Annotated in this window: 16 protein-coding genes; 11 read left to right on the top strand and 5 right to left on the bottom strand. The window is 45.1% G+C overall.

Annotated elements, in window-relative coordinates:
• Positions 1-294: 294 nt before the first annotated feature.
• Together RIM23_RS01700 and cobU are read right to left on the bottom strand one after the other, a co-directional pair.
• Positions 295-876: a hypothetical protein gene (locus tag RIM23_RS01700; protein WP_446363903.1), complete on the bottom strand. Its 582-nt coding sequence runs from the start codon at positions 874-876 to the stop codon at positions 295-297.
• Between the two features lie 54 nt (positions 877-930).
• Positions 931-1,485: a bifunctional adenosylcobinamide kinase/adenosylcobinamide-phosphate guanylyltransferase gene (cobU, locus tag RIM23_RS01695; protein ID WP_446363901.1), complete on the bottom strand. Its 555-nt coding sequence runs from the start codon at positions 1,483-1,485 to the stop codon at positions 931-933.
• A 440-nt stretch (positions 1,486-1,925) separates the two neighbouring features.
• Between cobU and RIM23_RS01690 the strand changes: the two genes are divergently transcribed.
• The 8 genes from RIM23_RS01690 (at position 1,926) to RIM23_RS01655 (ending at position 11,877) form a co-directional block, all read left to right on the top strand.
• On the top strand, positions 1,926-3,338 hold the full coding sequence (locus RIM23_RS01690; protein WP_446363899.1) for an IS200/IS605 family accessory protein TnpB-related protein: 1,413 nt from the start codon (positions 1,926-1,928) through the stop codon (positions 3,336-3,338).
• Positions 3,339-3,472: 134 nt separating this feature from the next.
• Positions 3,473-4,192: a hypothetical protein gene (locus tag RIM23_RS01685; RefSeq protein WP_446363897.1), complete on the top strand. Its 720-nt coding sequence runs from the start codon at positions 3,473-3,475 to the stop codon at positions 4,190-4,192.
• A 399-nt stretch (positions 4,193-4,591) separates the two neighbouring features.
• Entirely contained in the window at positions 4,592-5,548 is a 957-nt protein-coding gene (locus tag RIM23_RS01680) for a glycosyltransferase family 2 protein (protein ID WP_446363895.1), read from the top strand.
• A gap of 192 nt (positions 5,549-5,740) precedes the next feature.
• Positions 5,741-6,349, top strand: coding sequence for a hormogonium polysaccharide biosynthesis acetyltransferase HpsU (gene hpsU / locus RIM23_RS01675; protein WP_446363893.1), 609 nt, complete (start codon positions 5,741-5,743; stop codon positions 6,347-6,349).
• Positions 6,350-6,598: 249 nt separating this feature from the next.
• Positions 6,599-7,336 carry a hypothetical protein gene (locus RIM23_RS01670; protein ID WP_446363891.1) on the top strand — a complete coding sequence of 246 codons (738 nt, stop codon included), beginning with the start codon at positions 6,599-6,601 and terminating at the stop codon, positions 7,334-7,336.
• 301 nt (positions 7,337-7,637) lie between these two features.
• On the top strand, positions 7,638-10,703 hold the full coding sequence (locus RIM23_RS01665) for a TIM-barrel domain-containing protein (protein WP_446363889.1): 3,066 nt from the start codon (positions 7,638-7,640) through the stop codon (positions 10,701-10,703).
• Positions 10,704-10,815: 112 nt separating this feature from the next.
• Entirely contained in the window at positions 10,816-10,983 is a 168-nt protein-coding gene (locus tag RIM23_RS01660) for a hypothetical protein (protein WP_446363887.1), read from the top strand.
• A gap of 249 nt (positions 10,984-11,232) precedes the next feature.
• A complete protein-coding gene (locus RIM23_RS01655; RefSeq protein WP_446356502.1) occupies positions 11,233-11,877 on the top strand; it encodes a Uma2 family endonuclease in 645 nt (214 codons plus the stop codon).
• Positions 11,878-11,896: 19 nt separating this feature from the next.
• Here the strand turns inward: RIM23_RS01655 and RIM23_RS01650 are convergent, their stop codons facing one another.
• Positions 11,897-13,177 (bottom strand): ABC transporter substrate-binding protein, encoded by a 1,281-nt coding sequence (locus RIM23_RS01650; RefSeq protein WP_446363885.1) that lies wholly within the window; start codon positions 13,175-13,177, stop codon positions 11,897-11,899.
• Positions 13,178-13,440: 263 nt separating this feature from the next.
• Positions 13,441-14,085 (bottom strand): pyridoxamine 5'-phosphate oxidase, encoded by a 645-nt coding sequence (gene pdxH / locus RIM23_RS01645; RefSeq protein ID WP_446363883.1) that lies wholly within the window; start codon positions 14,083-14,085, stop codon positions 13,441-13,443.
• A gap of 208 nt (positions 14,086-14,293) precedes the next feature.
• On the opposite strand from pdxH, the gene RIM23_RS01640 reads away from it, so the two are divergent.
• The 3 genes from RIM23_RS01640 to RIM23_RS01630 all read left to right on the top strand — a co-directional run bounded on the left by RIM23_RS01640 (position 14,294) and on the right by RIM23_RS01630 (position 17,096).
• Entirely contained in the window at positions 14,294-14,662 is a 369-nt protein-coding gene (locus RIM23_RS01640) for a lipopolysaccharide assembly protein LapA domain-containing protein (protein WP_446356507.1), read from the top strand.
• Between the two features lie 88 nt (positions 14,663-14,750).
• Entirely contained in the window at positions 14,751-15,548 is a 798-nt protein-coding gene (locus RIM23_RS01635; RefSeq protein ID WP_446363881.1) for a segregation/condensation protein A, read from the top strand.
• Positions 15,549-15,932: 384 nt separating this feature from the next.
• Positions 15,933-17,096 (top strand): sugar phosphate nucleotidyltransferase, encoded by a 1,164-nt coding sequence (locus tag RIM23_RS01630; RefSeq protein WP_446334438.1) that lies wholly within the window; start codon positions 15,933-15,935, stop codon positions 17,094-17,096.
• Here RIM23_RS01630 and RIM23_RS01625 read toward each other — a convergent pair.
• Positions 17,065-17,297 (bottom strand): hypothetical protein (locus RIM23_RS01625; protein ID WP_446363879.1); only part of this gene is annotated, 233 nt, incomplete at its 5' end. The two genes, RIM23_RS01630 and RIM23_RS01625, sit on opposite strands and share 32 nt — an antisense overlap.

Raw genomic sequence — 17,297 nt, 5'->3', positions numbered from 1 at the left:
GGTGAACGGGGAAACAAAGACATCGTTTGCTCGCACTTTGCTTGCCATCACGAGCCATCAGCCGGAAAACTGCTCCAGCTAGGATATTGGCTCGGTTTAGGTTATGTCTTGTTGGATACCTTCGACCTAGAGTCGGCAAAACACTTTAAGTTCAATGTAAGCTCTACTTAAAATAACTTCCGGTTCAAATCCAGTCCGGAAGAGTTACCCAGTGCCAGGGTGTTAAGTTTGATTGAGAACTTTAATCACTAGCAGATTTGTGATTACCAGATGCCAATGAATTGTGATCCGAATTTACCGGGTATCGGTAGGTTCTGTAGAGGTTTGAGGTAACGGACAACAAGAGCGATCGCGCACCAACCGCAGATAGTCTTTTTGATTTAACGATTCTGGGAGACGAGAAGATTCTCTGGTCTGATTTTTGGGATCGGGAGAACGATCGCGATCGCCACCCTCTCTATTTTCCCCGTGACGAAGGCGTTGGTGAATCGCACTCAAGCGATTCTGAGTATTGATCGGTTCTCGCGGCGTGGGTAAATCCGTATTGGGCCAATTGGATAAATCGTTACAGGTGCAAGACTCTGGCGGTGATCCCACGTTGAACATAGGAACGGGCATATCACAGCGGGAACAGGGTTCAAGGTCCCACTTTGATGTCAACAATTCAGAAATCGTTTGACTGGTTCCGGTGAGATAACAATCCCCGCTTTCTGGTGAAAGTAGATATTGCCAGAGTTCCTCAAACTCCTGACTATAGCGATCGCCAGCAATGATTCGCTGCGGTTGCAGCACGTTTTCACCATTGCGGACGACAACTTTTTTGCCAACCTGAAACCAATAGGCTAGGTAACGTTTGACTTGCTGTTCAGATGCCATAGAATATATTAGACCTCAGCAGCAATAGCTGCTTTATTATTACCGTCTGTATTTCTATGGTAGCGATTCCCGCGATAGCGGTGATCCCAGGGTGCTGAGATTAAGCAGATGACCGCCCGTAACCAAATAAACGGGGTTTGCCATAATACCCAACTGACGCACGACTTGACCGAGGCGATCGCGAAAGGTTCTGCCTATGGGATAAGCTGGAACCACACCCCAACCTGTCTCTTCAGCAACCAGAATTATGGTGGCTGAGGTTTGGCTGACAAGGCTCAAGAGGGTGTCTTTCCTATCCTGCCAACTAGAATCCTCTTGTTCTAGGCAATTGGCGACCCAGGTTCCCAAAGAGTCAATTAACAGACAGTAATCCTGTTGATCCCACTCCAGAATTGTCTGTGCTAATTCTATTGGTGTCCAGATCAATGTCCACTCGGCAGGGCGTCTCTGTTGATGCTGCTCAATCCGGGCAACCCATTCCAAATCGTTAGGATCAACCTGTGCCGTTGCCACATAAACGACCTGCTTATCCGTCTGTTGGGCTAACTGTTCTGCCCATTCACTTTTTCCAGAACGTGCTGGACCTGTGACCAGGATAAGCTGACCCATGGGTATAGTTCCTGCGATCGCTTTCGTCTGCCGTGATCGATCTTACTGGACAATGACCAAAAATTGGCGATTTGCCGAATCCATTCCCGGATTGGTTAAAAATTGAACGAAATAGTTGAGCGCGGTCCCCATCTAGAATCTTTGATTTAGATGGGGGAAAGCGAAACGAAGATGATAAGCGGTAGCATCCTTAGTCTGGTTTTTCCTGGTTTTTCACATACTTTAGGAGTTTGTATAGGGTTGCCCCGGCTCCGACTGTAATTAGGGCATAGCTACTAGCCCAAAATATGTTTGGGTGACCAGTAAAACTGTTTGAGATGCTGTTAATAATTAGAGCGAGTCTTAAGCCTTGTTGTGGTCATATAGCTGATTTTGTAACTAAGTTGACAACTAAGCCATTCAATTGTAACATTATATCCATAGAGGCTTAGGTCGAGGCTATGGTCAAGAAAAAGGCTAAAAAGCAATCCAAGCGGAAAAAGACACAAAAAGAGCCAAACATCAGAACCGATGTTTGGCAATTAGTCATGACGCAAGAGCAGCGACGATTAGCAGTCTTGACCGTAGCGGAATATCGACTTTTTCTGAAGCCGTTGGTACTCATTAGCTATTGGAATTGGGGAAATCTCTCTGGGCTAAACAGTTCCGAGAGAGTCAATGCTTTAGAAAAGCTGATTCACAAGACAGTAAACAACCCCAACCCTAAATACTATTGGTACTTCCACAAAGCTATCAGCAATCATCCTTCATTCCGCAAGTTTCCCAGCTACCTAAGACGTGCTGCAATTCAAGATGCACTAGGCATTGTTAGTAGCTTTGTTACTCGTTGGGACGATTGGAAGAGAGGGGAACGGAGGCATCGACACGACAAAGCTCCCAGGTTGACCTCAATGTGCAACAGCTATCCAGCAATGTACAAGGGTCAACAAATTAAGTACCATTCCAACTTCAATATAGTAGAACTAAAAATATGGAATGGTGTTGATTGGGTTTGGATGCAAGGTGTTTCCATCAAAAAGCATGGAAAAAGTCGGCACACCAGGGAAGGAGCAAGACTGTTGTCCCCTGCTCTGATTGCTAATAAGCGAATTGTTCATCTTTCCATGCCTGTTGAGGTTAACCGTCAACCTCTACCTGATTCAGACTATGTTTGTGCTATTGACATTGGCATAAACACAACAGCAACCTGCTCAATAGTTGGCAAGGACGGTACTGTAAAAGCTAGGAAATTTATCAATCCGGCTAGAGACATAGACCGTCGTGACCAACGTAAGCAGCGTATTGCTACTAAGTCCAAACTAACTCGGAAAATCATCAACCAGGATTTGCCTAAGGGCTTCTGCCAAGGTTTGTATCGAAAGTCTAAAAACATCAACAACCACATTGCTCAAACCGTTTCGAGGCAGATTGTTGAGTTTGCCCAAAAACATCATGTTAGCGTGATGGTATTTGAGGACTTGTCGAATTGGAAAGCTAAAGGCGGGAAGCATGGGTCTTTACAGAAACAGCGCTTCCACCAATGGTGCAAGGACAAACTGGTTGAGTTAACTATTCAGAAATTCTCCGAGTTAGGTGGAAAGGTAAACAAAGTCAACGCTAAGTACACCAGTGCTTATGCCTTTGACGGTAGCGGGAAAATTAAGCGGAGTAACAAGAAGTATTCCCAAGCTGTATTTCAGGATGGGAAGCGCTACAACGCCGACTTATCCGCTTCCTACAACATCGGTGCCAGATATTGGTATGCGGTATTAACTAATAGTAAATTTACTAGGGTCTGGGCAGGCAGAAGCTCCTCCCAGACGCTGGGAACGCCAGTGACGCTCAGTACCCTTTGGGAGCTGAGTAAAGCCTAGCATAAGAATCCCCAGCTGGAATTTTTAATTTAGCTGGGGTGCGTTCAATAAGTGGGTGGCAATGTCCCAAAACCAAACCCTAAGGACTTCATCTGCTGCATTAAGCGTGATTTTTGCCCAGTGGCATCAGAAACATGAAACCAGAACTGCAACGGATCGAAAGCACTCTATCTCAGTTAGCCCAGGATGACAAAACCTCATCCACGGCTGTGGCGTCCCCAACAGACTCAACTGACAGCAATTCCCGTGACTCCGCCAAAGGAAAAGAGCCTTCATTTTCGATTAGTGTTACGCCATTCCCGGCTCAAAAACAGCAAAGTAAAACTCCTACACTACCTAAACTTAAATCCGCTAGCTTCAGTGAACATCGCCATAGCGCCAATCCCGCATTGGCAATGAACCTGCTTAAAGAAATTGAAGAGATTGTCTCAGGTTGGCAGAACCAACTGCACGCGATTGTGCGCCAAATTCAAGATATTTATATAGATGGACCCATCGTTGAGGGTTGGTTAGAATCTCATGCCCGTCAACCTGAAGCTGATCACCCAGGAGTACGTCGTGCTGAGGTGGATCGACTCATGGACTATGTAACCCAACCGTGGCATCAATCTGATACTGATACTAATGTCACCTGTGAATCCCCCCGTGCGGGTTATCGCCTTTGTGGTTTGGATGCTGATGGGCAGTTTTGGGTGCGTATCTGTCCTGCGGATCAAGTCCCTAGTGTTAGTTTAGCGATCGCGCGTTATCAGAAGCTACGACAGCTACTGAGTCGCAAAAATGATCTGGAAACGCGCCTAAGCCAGCTTGCAGAAACCCTAGCGGTGTTGCATGCTCATCTCGGTAACGATTGAAGGTTCAACAGAAAGTTGGCAGGTTAGTGAGTGAGGAAGCTATAACATTGATAGAACGTAATGGCACATCTATCACTGTTTCCCATCCCTGATCCAGGTCAAATTCTTTAACTGAGAATTGTACTGTAGCCTATCCCACCAGAATAAAGACGCTTAAGACGCTAAACTATGGCTATGGATTGGAGCATCTAGCCAAAGGTTCGTTTAGTAAGCTGGGATGGTATGGTCAAGGTGGTAAAATCTCATGCTCCTATCAAGGAATTGGGAAAATGCCACAATTTTCAACATTTATCACAGTTCCACTAGCCCAAACTCGCTCAGGTTTTGAATCCTGTTCATTTTAGGGTTCAAAATGTAAGTCAAACGTTCCCGTTTTTACCGATTAAATATTTTTTAATCATGACCACTACTGATTCTAAAGTTCCCATTTCTGTTCTAATTCCAGCCAAAAACGAAGAAGCTAACCTTCCCGCTTGTCTGGCTAGTGTCGCCAGAGCCGATGAAGTGTTCGTCGTGGATTCTCAAAGTAGCGATCGCTCTATCGAAATTGCCGAAAACGCTGGCGCGAAAGTTGTGCAATTTTATTTCAATGGACATTGGCCCAAAAAGAAAAATTGGAGTTTGGATAATCTGCCCTTTCGTAATGAATGGGTGCTGATTGTAGATTGCGATGAACGCATTCCCCCGGCACTTTGGGATGAAATTGCTACGGCGATTAACGATCCTAACTATGAAGGGTACTATATCAATCGCCGCGTTTATTTCTTAGGCAAGTGGATTCGCCACGGCGGGAAATATCCTGATTGGAATCTGCGCTTGTTTAAACATCAAAAAGGTCGCTACGAAAACCTGGGAACCGAAGGAATCCCCAACACGGGGGATAATGAAGTTCACGAACACGTTATCCTTAAAGGCTTAGTCGGTTATCTCAAAGCGGACATGGATCATATCGATTTCCGAGATATCTACCACTGGCTAGAACGACACAATCGCTATTCCAACTGGGAAGCCCGGGTCTACCTTAATATGCTCACGGGTCATGATGAATCAGGTACGATTGGTGCTAATTTATTTGGTGATGCGGTACAGCGTAAGCGTTTTCTGAGAAAGGTTTGGGTGTGGATGCCATTTAAACCCACCTTGCGGTTCATTATCTTTTATTTTATCCAATTTGGGTTTCTGGATGGTAGAGCAGGTTATATTTACGGACGTTTGTTGAGTCAATACGAATATCAAATTGGTGTCAAACTCTACGAATTACGCAAGTTTGGCGGTCAGCTGAATCCAGAGGTGGAAACATCAGATGTTTCATCTGCGAAATCTCCGGCGACTTCTGGGGTTTCTCCCAAGCCATAATCGATTGTTACAAGGTGCAAATTGCTGATTAAGATTTGGTGAAAAGAAATAGGACACAGAAAACTGGCTCAACACGGAAAATCCGTGATATTAAGGGGTTTTAGCTTGCCACTTTACTGTATTGATTGAACCAGGGAAAAATCCAATAACTGATTAGCCAAGAATCGAAAATATAAAATGGTATAAGTATCTATGAGTCGAGACTTAGACACCAATGTTCCAGATTTAACCGAACCTCCTGTTTTGGATGACACCCCTTTAGTTGATTTGCGAAAGTATGACCAGTCCAACTTTGACCGGGGGCGTTCAAGCTGGTTTGTTTTACTCTGGTGGTTGGTTCAAGCTGTTGCTTTTCCGATAAGTCCTCATAATTTCAATGGCTTTCGTTGCTTTTTGCTGCGGTTATTTGGTGCCAAAATTGGTCAAGGGGTACTCATCCGTCCCACCGCTCGCTTTACCTATCCTTGGAAGGTAGAAATTGGGGACTATAGTTGGATTGGGGATGATGTGGTTTTATACAGCTTAGAGCAGATTCACATTGGATGCCATTGTGTGATTTCTCAAAAAAGCTATCTTTGCACCGGAAGTCATGATATTCAAGATGCGGCTTTTAGTCTAAAAACGGCGGGAATTAGCATTGGGAACGGAGTTTGGATTGCTACTGATTGTTTTATTGCTCCCGGTGTCCAAATTGGGGCGAATGCAGTGATTGGCGCCCGCAGTAGTGTTTTTAGTAATATTCCGGCTCAACAGGTGTGTTGGGGTACACCTGCTCACCCCCGTTATCTACGACAGATTTAGTTGATCAACTAAATGCTTGAATACTTTACAGGCTCTCTAGAGTTCAAAAGTACAGGCAATTATTTACTTTATAAATAGTCTCCAATATAGCTATCTGGATATAAAAATAAATAAATAATATTAAAATTTGTTAAGGCAGTAGTAATTACTACCTTAATGTGCTAATTGTGTGTATAGTGTAATGAACTGAACCATCCTTGGGTTCACTGAAAGTCGGGTCAAATGCTCTTGTAAATTTATCAAAAATACATGGGAACAAACAAAATCAAGCCCCTTAATTTTTCTGGTGCATACATAGATGCGAAGTACGTTGAAAATGTGGAAAATTATCCCATTAACAGGCGTACCATTGTCGTCAACCCAGAAGAATCCGATGCTTACCTGAACGAAACGAGTAGGAGCATTATTCCCGCCTTTTCCTCGACAATCCTCAACGATACCATCATCAAGGAAGCCAAATCCTTGCTGTTGCTTGAAGTGGTAGAGACGAAAAACATCGGCAAGATTGTCTTTGAGTCAGGGTGGGATTTGTTAGGCAACTTCCCTGGTGTAGACTTTCCCAAAGATGTACCTCTGTGGAAGTCCCCCCAAGACGAAGCCGGAATCCTAAAAGTTGATCCTTACTTTATGGCAAGGCAATCGAGTCAGCCTGAGCACCAAGAAAAGTTTTCGGTTAAAGTCAACCTCTGGTATGCCCCTTCTCTTACCGATTGTGCTATCCATAACCAACATGACTTCCTTGAAATTCATACCCAAATCTTTGGACGGGGAAGTATGCAGAAGTTCAAAGAGAATGATTTTAGCACTCTCTATGAAGATCTTTTGATGATTGAGGGATACACCCAGATCATTCCCTTTTGTCAAGTTCACAAACAGCAGAAGTATACCTATCCGTGGCATCAATATTACGCGGATACCGATTGTATCTGGATGGCGATCGAATATCACCCAATTAAAAATAGCCACAAAGTCGGAAAAAGGGAATAATTGGGTTAAGGTATATCGAGGAATTTGAACGGGAAACTATTTCCGGGCTGCTCAGTACCAAAACATCCATATCTAAGTTTTGATTTCATGGCAGTATCCATGAAATAATTCTTAATAGTTCCTTTGCTTTTCGGCTTAAAGCTTTTGGCGATAATTCATTCACCATTAGCGTTTCAACTTTTTTAATCATGTTTCCCTCGCTACATTATCTGGGAAATTCCCATATTTTGTTGCGTGACTCTATTCAGAACAAAATTCAACATTTCTTTAATTATTTTTGCCGAGAGAACGTAAGATCATCATGTCGAACGAAATTTTTCCAAGTAATCGGGTTTACAAATTTCTCAAGGTTGAGGAATATTTTGGTCGCTACAAAGAATGGGACAAACTGGGATCAGCTACCAGTCATTCCTTCGAGGCGACTCAAAACACGTTGAGCCTTAAATTCAAGAAGGCGGATGGCAGCGATTGCCTGATGTTAATCCAGATCCTTCAGAATGATACCTTGCGGGTGCGCTTCAACCCGAAAAAATCAACGGAGGCGGAATACAGCCTTCTTGACCACTTGCTGGAAAACCGTAACTTTGATGAAACAGACGAAGAGTTACTCAAAAATCTACTCTTTGATATAGATTACACAGAAGGGAACGGTCAGGTTGTTTTGACAACTAAGTCTGAGCATAATCCTGTCGTCATGAAAGTGGTTGTTACCTTGGCGCCCTTTGGCATCAAAGTGTTCAACAACTCCACATCCAATGCCAACTATACAGAAATTCCCGTCTGGCAAACCGCAGAACCGGGAATTTACTATACCCCCAATGGTCCTGATGATTATGCCATCATCCAAGCGGTTAAGAGTCCAGCCGATGCCAAGTATATTGGGTTTGGTGAACAGGGAGGAACCAAACTCAGCAAAAATACCGAACAGTTGAATTATTTCAACTTCGATAATATGCGGTATCGACAGGTCTATGATCGAGGTCCTTTAGATAACCGCGAACCGCTTTACCACTCCGAGCCTTTCTTCTACGAGTTTAATGGGATTCCGGGGAGTAAAAACGTGAATGCCGTTCTCCTTGACAACCCCAGTCAAGTGTTTATTGATATCAACTATAGCAACTCCAGTCGCTATATGTTGGGCACCCGGTTTAACGACCTTGACTATTACGTCTTCATCGCAGAAGATCCCAAGGATATCTTAGATAGCTTTACCGCCATTGTCGGTCGCGCCGAGTTGAAACCGCGTTACGCTCTGGGATATCACCAAGGGTGCTATGGATACGAATGTGCGGCAGATCTGAAGTGGGCTGTTGACAAACATCGGGATTATGGTATTCCTCTGGATGGGCTGGCTGTAGATGTGGATCTCCAAGATAACTACCGGACTTTTACGATCAAGCCGAACTACCAAACGAATAAGAACAATCCCTCCGAGCAAACCTTCGGCAATCACAAGGAAATGTTCAGTTACCTGCGATCGCAGGGTGTTAAGTGTAGCACTAATATTACCCCGGTGATTAGCAAGCAAGATGAGGGCAACCCCGGTTACTACTCAACCTACAAAGAGGGACTAGACAACGACTACTTTGTCAAAGACCTGCGCTACGATGCGAACAATCCCGACAATTTTCACTACCAAATCTACGGTGGCGGTAATGAATACTCTCCCAATGGTGGGTGGGTTGAAGGTTACAACAGCGGCAAACCTTACATCGGTGAAGTGTACTACGGAAACGATGCCGCTGGCAACGAGCTGGGAAGTCCAGGTCACTACGCCGATTTCGCCCGCCCTGAAGTGCGGGAATGGTGGGGTAAGCAGTATACCTACCTGTTCGAGCAGGGGCTAGAATTTGTCTGGCAGGATATGACTACCCCAGCCATCCGAGATAAGCGGGGAGATATGAAGGGCTTCCCCTTCAAACTCTATATCAACACCGACTTTGAAGGCACAGTGGAACAAACCACTGTCCTCAAAGCATGGAACACCTACTCCTACAATCTGCACAAAGCCACCTACGAAGGACTGAATAAACTACCTGGACGGGAGAATAAGCGCAATTTTATCATTGGACGGGGCAGTTATGTGGGTTCTCACCGATATGCTGGCTTGTGGACAGGGGATAACTCCTCTGACTGGGATTTCTTCCAGATGAATATCTCCCAAGTTCTGTCTCTCGGTATGCACGCCTTAGCCATCACCGGGCAAGATATTGGCGGTTTTGAACAGTCAGCCAGTGACGATAAGCAGAAGTGGGCAAGTCCTGAATTGGTGATTCGTTGGACGGCTGCAGGCGCTTTCTTGCCCTGGTTCCGCAATCACTACGTCCGCAAAGGGCGCAAAGAGTTCCAAGAAGTCTTCCAGTATACGGAGTGGTTTGAAACATGGGGTAAGGAGATTCCCGCTCCCCAAGACTTGTACTACATGGTTCCGACAATTTGCCGGCATTATATTCAGCTGCGCTATCGCCTGATGCAGTTGTTCTATGATGCTTTGTTTGAGAATACTCTGGATGGTCTACCGATATGCCGTCCCTTGTTCCTCAACGATCCCCAGGACTTATCTCTCTACAACGATAAAGAACAATTCCTCAACGATGAGTTCTTTGTCCGCAAAGATCTGCTGATTGCTCCGGTGTTGCACCCGCAATCGGAAAATAACAACAATGGTAAGCGGGATGTTTATCTGCCCCAAGGTAGCGACTGGTATGGTTTTGTGAACAACAGTATGCCTTTGGGTTCTGTGGTAGAAGGGGGAACAACGATACGCGATTTTGATGCCAATATCAATCTCAATGGCGATCACATTCACTTTATCGTTCCCATTTTCGTCCGGGCTGGTGCAATTATTCCCACAATTGAGATAGAACAATATGTGGGGCAATTGAATGCAGAAGGGAAACCCAATCCGATTACCCTGAATGTCTATCCTGGGCAGCAAGGGGAATACACGATGTATTTGGATGATGGAGTGAGCCGTTCTTCTGCTCCCAAAGCTGAAGTGGATGACGATAAAGCCAACGACGAATATCGTGCGACCAAAATTACCCAGAGCTATACCAGCGAAAAGACGCGGGAGATTAAGGTAGAGCGCATCCACGACGGATATACGCCCCAGTATGAGCAGTATTTCTTCGTCGCCATATTGCATGATCCAGGGGAAGCAAAGGGAAATTCTGGTCCACTCAAGAGCGTTACCATTGCTGGACAACAGGTAAGTGCAATTACTGGTAACAGCCCAGAGGAACGGGCGCAGCATCTCAATGCTTCTGCCAATAATGCTTGGTATTACAACGAGAATATCAACATCAGTTTCATCAAGGTGTTTGATAATGCCTCGTCGATTACCCTCAACTTGGACTATGTGTAATATCAAGTTCGGTTAGCTATGTAGAGACGCGCCATGGCGCTATGTAGAGACGCGCCATGGCGCGTCTCTACGTCTCACCCATTCAGCGTTCTTAAGTGGGAGGAATTGTATTATGACAAAGGATAAAACGATAGAGGAAACGAAAAAGGTGTGGAAACACCACATTGAGGCATGGGATGCAGGCGATCTAGATGAGATTATGGTTGACTATGGCGAAGTGAAGCAGTACGTGGTGTTTTTGAGAGTCTGTTTCAGATATTTAGCAATGGTGAAAACATAATTGATCCTGAAGTGATTGAAGGAGAAGTGATCTACATTACTTGGGACTTTACGCCGAAAAATGATGACACTTACTTTGGAACGGACAGCTTTGTTGTCCACAAAAGCATGATTAAATACCAAACCATTGCGTCTCTACTGTATGAAAAATACCCCATAGGTTCTTGATGGAAAAAGACTGTAGGCGGCAATAGGCAAGGGGAAGCGGCAAATCCCCAACCCGCGATCGCGAACTCTACCGGAGAAAACCATGCAAGTCCAACTTAAGCAAATAATCCTTCCCCCAGGTCAACAACTTCTGATGACCGATGTCAGTTGGCAAATGTACGAACAACTGCTAGAGGAGTTCGGTGAACAACGGGGTTCGCGGATTAACTATAGTCAAGGACTCTTGGAAATTATGGTGCCTTTACCCGAACATGAAGATGATAAAGTAATGATTGCCGACTTTGTCAAGGTACTCCTAGAAGAACTAGACATAGAATTTAGAAGTTTGGGTTCAACAACCTTTAAAAGTGAAACCATGCAACAAGGGATAGAAGCCGATGATTGCTTCTATATTGAAAACGAAGCAGCAGTTCGTGGGAAAAAACGCATTGATTTAAGCGTAGATCCGCCGCCCGATTTAGCCCTGGAAATTGATCTTACCTCCCGCACTCGATTTAATAACTACGAAGCATTAGGAGTAAGGGAACTGTGGCGGTTTAACGGGACGAAATTAGAAATAAACGTGCTGCAAGAAGGTGAATACATCCAGGTGAGCGAAAGTCCTCATTTTTCGGGATTTTATTTGGGTGAAGCACTCCCCCACTATTTAGAACGGAGTAAAATTGAGGGGCGAAATCAAACGATGAAAGTTTTTCGTGCTTGGGTGAGACAGCGAAAAGAAAACTAAATTAAACATAAAAATTATATTATTGATCAGACCAACTTTCCTCAATCCTATTCAAAACACTATCTAAATCTTCTCCACCGACATAATCTACAATACCTGTCCAAAACGTACCCGTTCCCACTGCTCCTGGCATCATATCTGAACCGTCGAAGCGCACAACTTTCGCATTGGTTAAAATCTCAGCTTGCCGTTTCGTCACCTCATCCGGATAAGCTTCTAAACTCACCTGTTGATGCGGAGAGAGATAACTACCCAAACTTGCCAAGATTTCATGAGGCTTTGATGTTGCTAAATACTCCATTAACTTTCGCGCCTCTGGAGTATCATTAAACATGGCAACGATTTCACCTGATACCAAAACCGGAGCATCAATGTCTTGATTAATCCTGGGAAATGGAAAAACATCAACATCTTTGCCCATCACCACATTATCCGGGAAAAATGCTGTAATAAAGCTACCCTGATGATGCATATAGCAACTGGGTGGCTCTTCAAAAAGACCCTTCGGTGAATCTCCAAATGGGGTACTCAGCACACCCGTTGTACCCCCAACAACATATTTAGGGTTAAGCGCAATTGTGCCAAATTTTTCAAAAGCTGTCTTAACGGTAGGATGATTGAAGGAAATTTCGCGAGTAATCCACTGATCATAAACCTCTGCGCCAGCGGTATGCAGCATGATATCTTCTACCCAGTCTGTCCCCACCCAACCTGTAGCACTACCATTCTCCATACCGATGCACCAAGGTACACCACCATCGGCGACAATCTTGTCAGACAATGCGATCATTTCATTCCATGTTGTCGGGATTTCATACCCCTTAGCTGTAAACGCGGTTGGGTTATACCAAACTAAGCTTTTGACAAATGCCCTATACCAGATACCATAGATTTTGTTATCAACGCTAGCTAGATTCAGCCAATCCCGAGCATAAGCATTGGATAGCTGTGTTGTATCCATAAAGGAATCAATCGCCACCAGGTTTCCTTCTCGAGCAAAGTCAGCCATCAAGCCCGGTTGGGGAAACATGGCAATATCCGGCGCATTACCTGAATCAACCCGCACGGGTAATAGAGTGGCGAACTCATTTGTGCCTTCGTAAATCACCTTAATTCCTGTTTCTTCAGTAAAAGGCGCTAGGGCTTTCTTGAGTTCCTCCTCACCCTTACCTGTAACGACTCCCATAATCGTTACCGTGTCGCTTTGAGCAGACTGATTTTGAGCCGGAGTACAAGCGGCTAAAAGTATTGATAAACTCAATAATAAAGTCAGCGTTTGACCAACTTTTGCTCTCAACATTTCTATTTTCTACCCAAGGGGAATAAACTTAATCCACTGATGCACCCCACTGGTTTAATTTTAATAATTAATTTTCGGCTTGATGTTGCAAAAATCAATATCAACTTTTTACGTCATAGCCCTTCTAAGATAACCTTGATTGTGGCGATCGGCAATAAGTTGTAAATTATAAACTTTTAATAATTAATTTACAAAAAATTAACAATTCAGCCAATGACGTAGCTGGCTTCTCGCGTCGTGAGTATGACATAAGACAAATAATTCTAAGGAGATAGGCGTTGTATCAGCCAGTTGCTATCTTCTGTGCGTTGATAGAGCAACCGATCATGTAACCGACTCGGACGCCCCTGCCAAAACTCAATGGTGACAGGAATTAATCGGAATCCTCCCCAGTGAGGTGGACGCGGCAGTGTTTTATGCTCATACTCTTTTTTAAGCTGTTGTAATCGTTGCTCAAGTACCTCGCGGCTGTCAATCACCTGACTTTGCTCAGATGCCCAAGCACCCAGTTGAGAGTCTTGGGGACGGCTGTGAAAATAAGTGTCTGACTCCTGAGCCGACACCTTTTCAATCTGTCCCTCAATCCGCACTTGTCGTTCTAGCTGAGTCCACCAAAACGCGATCGCGCCCCAAGGATTTGCCAATAACTGTTTTCCCTTGTGACTTTTGTAGTTGGTATAGAAGACAAACCCCCGCTCATCGTATCCTTTAAGCAGTACCATTCGCGCCGACGGTTTCCCATCCGGTGTTGCTGTTGCCAGAGTCATTGCATTGGGTTCTGCTAACTTGGCGGCTACCGCTTGGTCAAACCATAAGGTAAATTGCCCAAATGGATTGGGATGAGCATCTGTTTTACTTAACCCCTGTAGGGTGTACTCTTTCCGCAAATCGGCGATGCTTTTACTCATGTCATTTTGCCTTGGGCGTTATTTCTCGCTCTGGACTTAGGATGTAAAGAGAACAATCAATCCAGGCACAATAATCATTTGCCGTTTGTCCGGCAATCCCCACGCTACTAACGTGGAGCGTGGGGTTGTTGAATTTTTGCTCTAGACAAAAGGTTTTAGCGTCTCTTGCTAAAATTGTCAAGACACTGTAGACTGGAGGACTCAACTGATGCGACAACTAAATTTTCTGCTCATATTTGCTGTGTGTTTAGCGTTAGTTTTATTTAGCTTGCAAAACACTCAGCCTACATCGATTCAAATTATTGAAGGCATTGATGTTGAGGCTCCTCTAGCCCTAGAACTGATTATAGCCATGGGACTAGGTTCTGTGTTGGCATGGCTTTTTAGTGTCTGGACGCAGCTACAGCGACAGCTAGAGTCCTGGAAAGCCGTTCGTCAGATCCGGGCGAAAGAGGAACGCATTGAAGAATTAGAGCAAGACATGGAACGCTACAAGGCAGAAATCGAAGAACATCAGTTACCCGCACTATCGGCATCTGAACCTGTAACTGAAGGTACCATTGTTGAACAAGGGTGAATTATGGGGAAGTGCTTTGAGTTTTGAGTGAACTTCCTCATCTCCCCCATCTTCCCCATCTCCCTTGTTCCTACCTGAAAGATTGGTGATGAGACAAACACCTGCTACCGAAGCGATCGCGCTATTAATTGACCTAGCCCAACGGGGAGAAATCGATCCCTGGGATGTTCAGGTGATTGAAGTGATTGATCGCTATTTGAGTAGTCTCCCTTGGGGAGATGATGCCTTGAGTCCCCGTGAGACAGACTTGTCCCAATCCGGACAAGCTTTTTTATGGGCGTCAATGCTTGTCTTACTCAAAGCAGACACGCTACAACGTTTAGAGGAACCCGAAGAACCCGAACAAAGCGATACCGAAGCGGAAATCGAACCCCTTCAGGAACCGCGCTTACCCTTGTATTTGGAACGCCATATCCGTCGTCGCACGGCTGCGCCACCGCCCAAAAAACGCCCCGTCACCCTGAGCGAGTTGATCGAACAATTGCAGCAAATGGCAGATCAACTTGAAGCCACCCCAATACCCATCCGCTCAACCCGCCGACAATCTCTCTCACGAGGACAAACGGCACAAGCTATCGCCCATCTAGCTCATGATGAAAATCTCACCGATATTGCTAAACGCTTAGAACAGTTCATTTCCAGTCATTGGCACGAAATAGCTGCCGGAAAAGATTGGCTGAATCTAGAGCAATTGCTAGAGTGGTGGACGGTATCACTAACAGTATCGACAAACGGCAATCGCCCAAGGGCTGTTGATACCACTGAACCTCCAGTCAGCGATAGAGTCGGTGTGTTTTGGGCGCTGCTCCTGTTATCGGCTCAGTCTAAGGTGGAATTATCTCAAGAGGAGTTCTACCAAGACCTAAAAATCCGGACGCTGGAGTAAATCAATCAGGGGTGTTATCTGGGATTACGATTGGCAGCTTAATCGACTGCTCAACACTTGACAGAATGTACCAATACCAGTTCCATGAACCGCTTCTTGCCATTTGGCTTCCTAGCTTTTGGCAAGAGCCTTCAGATACTCATGTATACGGTATGTAGTCTCCTACATACCCACAAAGGTAAGTGGTGCATATTGATTGATTGGGTATCGGTAGTCACTCAAACTTTTGTGAATCTACCCCTTTGTCACCTGATCTGTGTCATTTTTCCCGGTATATAGGATGAGTCTTGACGACGGTTAAACGTCCTTGGAGGGCAACCACTGAGCATCAGACTCAATTGACTAACTTGAAAATTTGTGGCGTAGCTTGAGGAAGATAATATTATGAAAGCCATGATTCTGGCAGCCGGTAAGGGGACGCGGGTTCGCCCCATTACCTATACCATTCCCAAACCATTGATTCCCATCCTGCAAAAACCTGTAATGGAGTTTTTACTGGAACTTCTAAGACAGCATGGTTTTGACCAAGTTGTGGTTAACGTCTCTCACTTAGCCCACGAAATTGAAGGCTACTTCCGGGACGGTCAACGATTTGGTGTCGAAATTACCTATTCATTTGAAGGTCGAATTATCGATGGTCAATTGGTGGGGGAAGCCATGGGTTCTGCGGGTGGCATGCGTAAAATCCAAGACTTTTATCCCTTTTTTGACGACACTTTTGTTGTCCTTTGTGGGGATGCTCTGATTGATCTCGACTTGTCTGCTGCTGTCAAGTGGCATAAAGAAAAAGGTTCTGTGGCTACAATTGTGACCAAACCAGTGCCGCGAGAGCGAGTCTCTAGCTACGGTGTGGTGGTAACTGACGAAAGCGGTCGGATTAAAACTTTCCAGGAAAAACCCTCGGTAGAAGAAGCTCTCAGCACCAATATCAATACGGGCATTTATATTTTTGAACCCGAAGTCTTAGATTATATTCCATCTGGTCAGGAATATGACATCGGTGGCGATTTATTTCCCAAATTAGTGGAGATGGATGCGCCCTTTTATGCCGTATCCATGGATTTTCAGTGGGTGGATATTGGGAAAGTTCCCGACTATTGGCATGCGGTTCGGGGTGTTTTGAGGGGAGACATCAAAAATGTCTCGATTCCCGGTAAGGAAGTGGCTCCCGGTGTTTACACGGGATTAAACGTGGCGGTTAATTGGGACAAAGTGGATGTCACAGGACCGGTTTATATTGGCGGCATGACCCATATTGAAGATGGTGCTAAAATTATTGGTCCATCGATGATTGGTCCGAATTGCTGGATTTGTAAAGGGGCAACTGTTGATAACAGCGTGATCTTTGAATATTCCCGCCTAGGGGCAGGAGTTCGCTTGGTCGATAAGCTAGTCTTTGGACGCTACTGCGTTGATAAAACCGGTGCGACTATCGACGTGCAAGCTGCTGCCCTCGATTGGTTGATTACAGATACCCGCCGTACACCACCATCCCAAGAACCCGAAGAACAGCAAGCTATAGCTGAACTTTTGGGTAACGGTGGTTAGTCGGCAATCTCGCTTGTTGCTCACCGGAAATAAAGGGACTGAAGCCCCGTCCTTCTAGGACGGCTTTTATCCGGATAAACACCCCAGGATAGTATGATACAATGCAGTTGGCTTGCGGCGGCAAAGTCGAAGTCAACTTATCAGGTACGCCGGGACTCGGCGGAACCCAAACCGCAAAGGTTTGAAACGCCCAGCCCTGAA

The sequence above is a fragment of the Coleofasciculus sp. G3-WIS-01 genome, from assembly GCF_040223135.1.
Classification (GTDB): Bacteria; Cyanobacteriota; Cyanobacteriia; order Cyanobacteriales; family Coleofasciculaceae; genus Coleofasciculus.
This window is presented reverse-complemented; position numbering and strand designations above follow the sequence as displayed.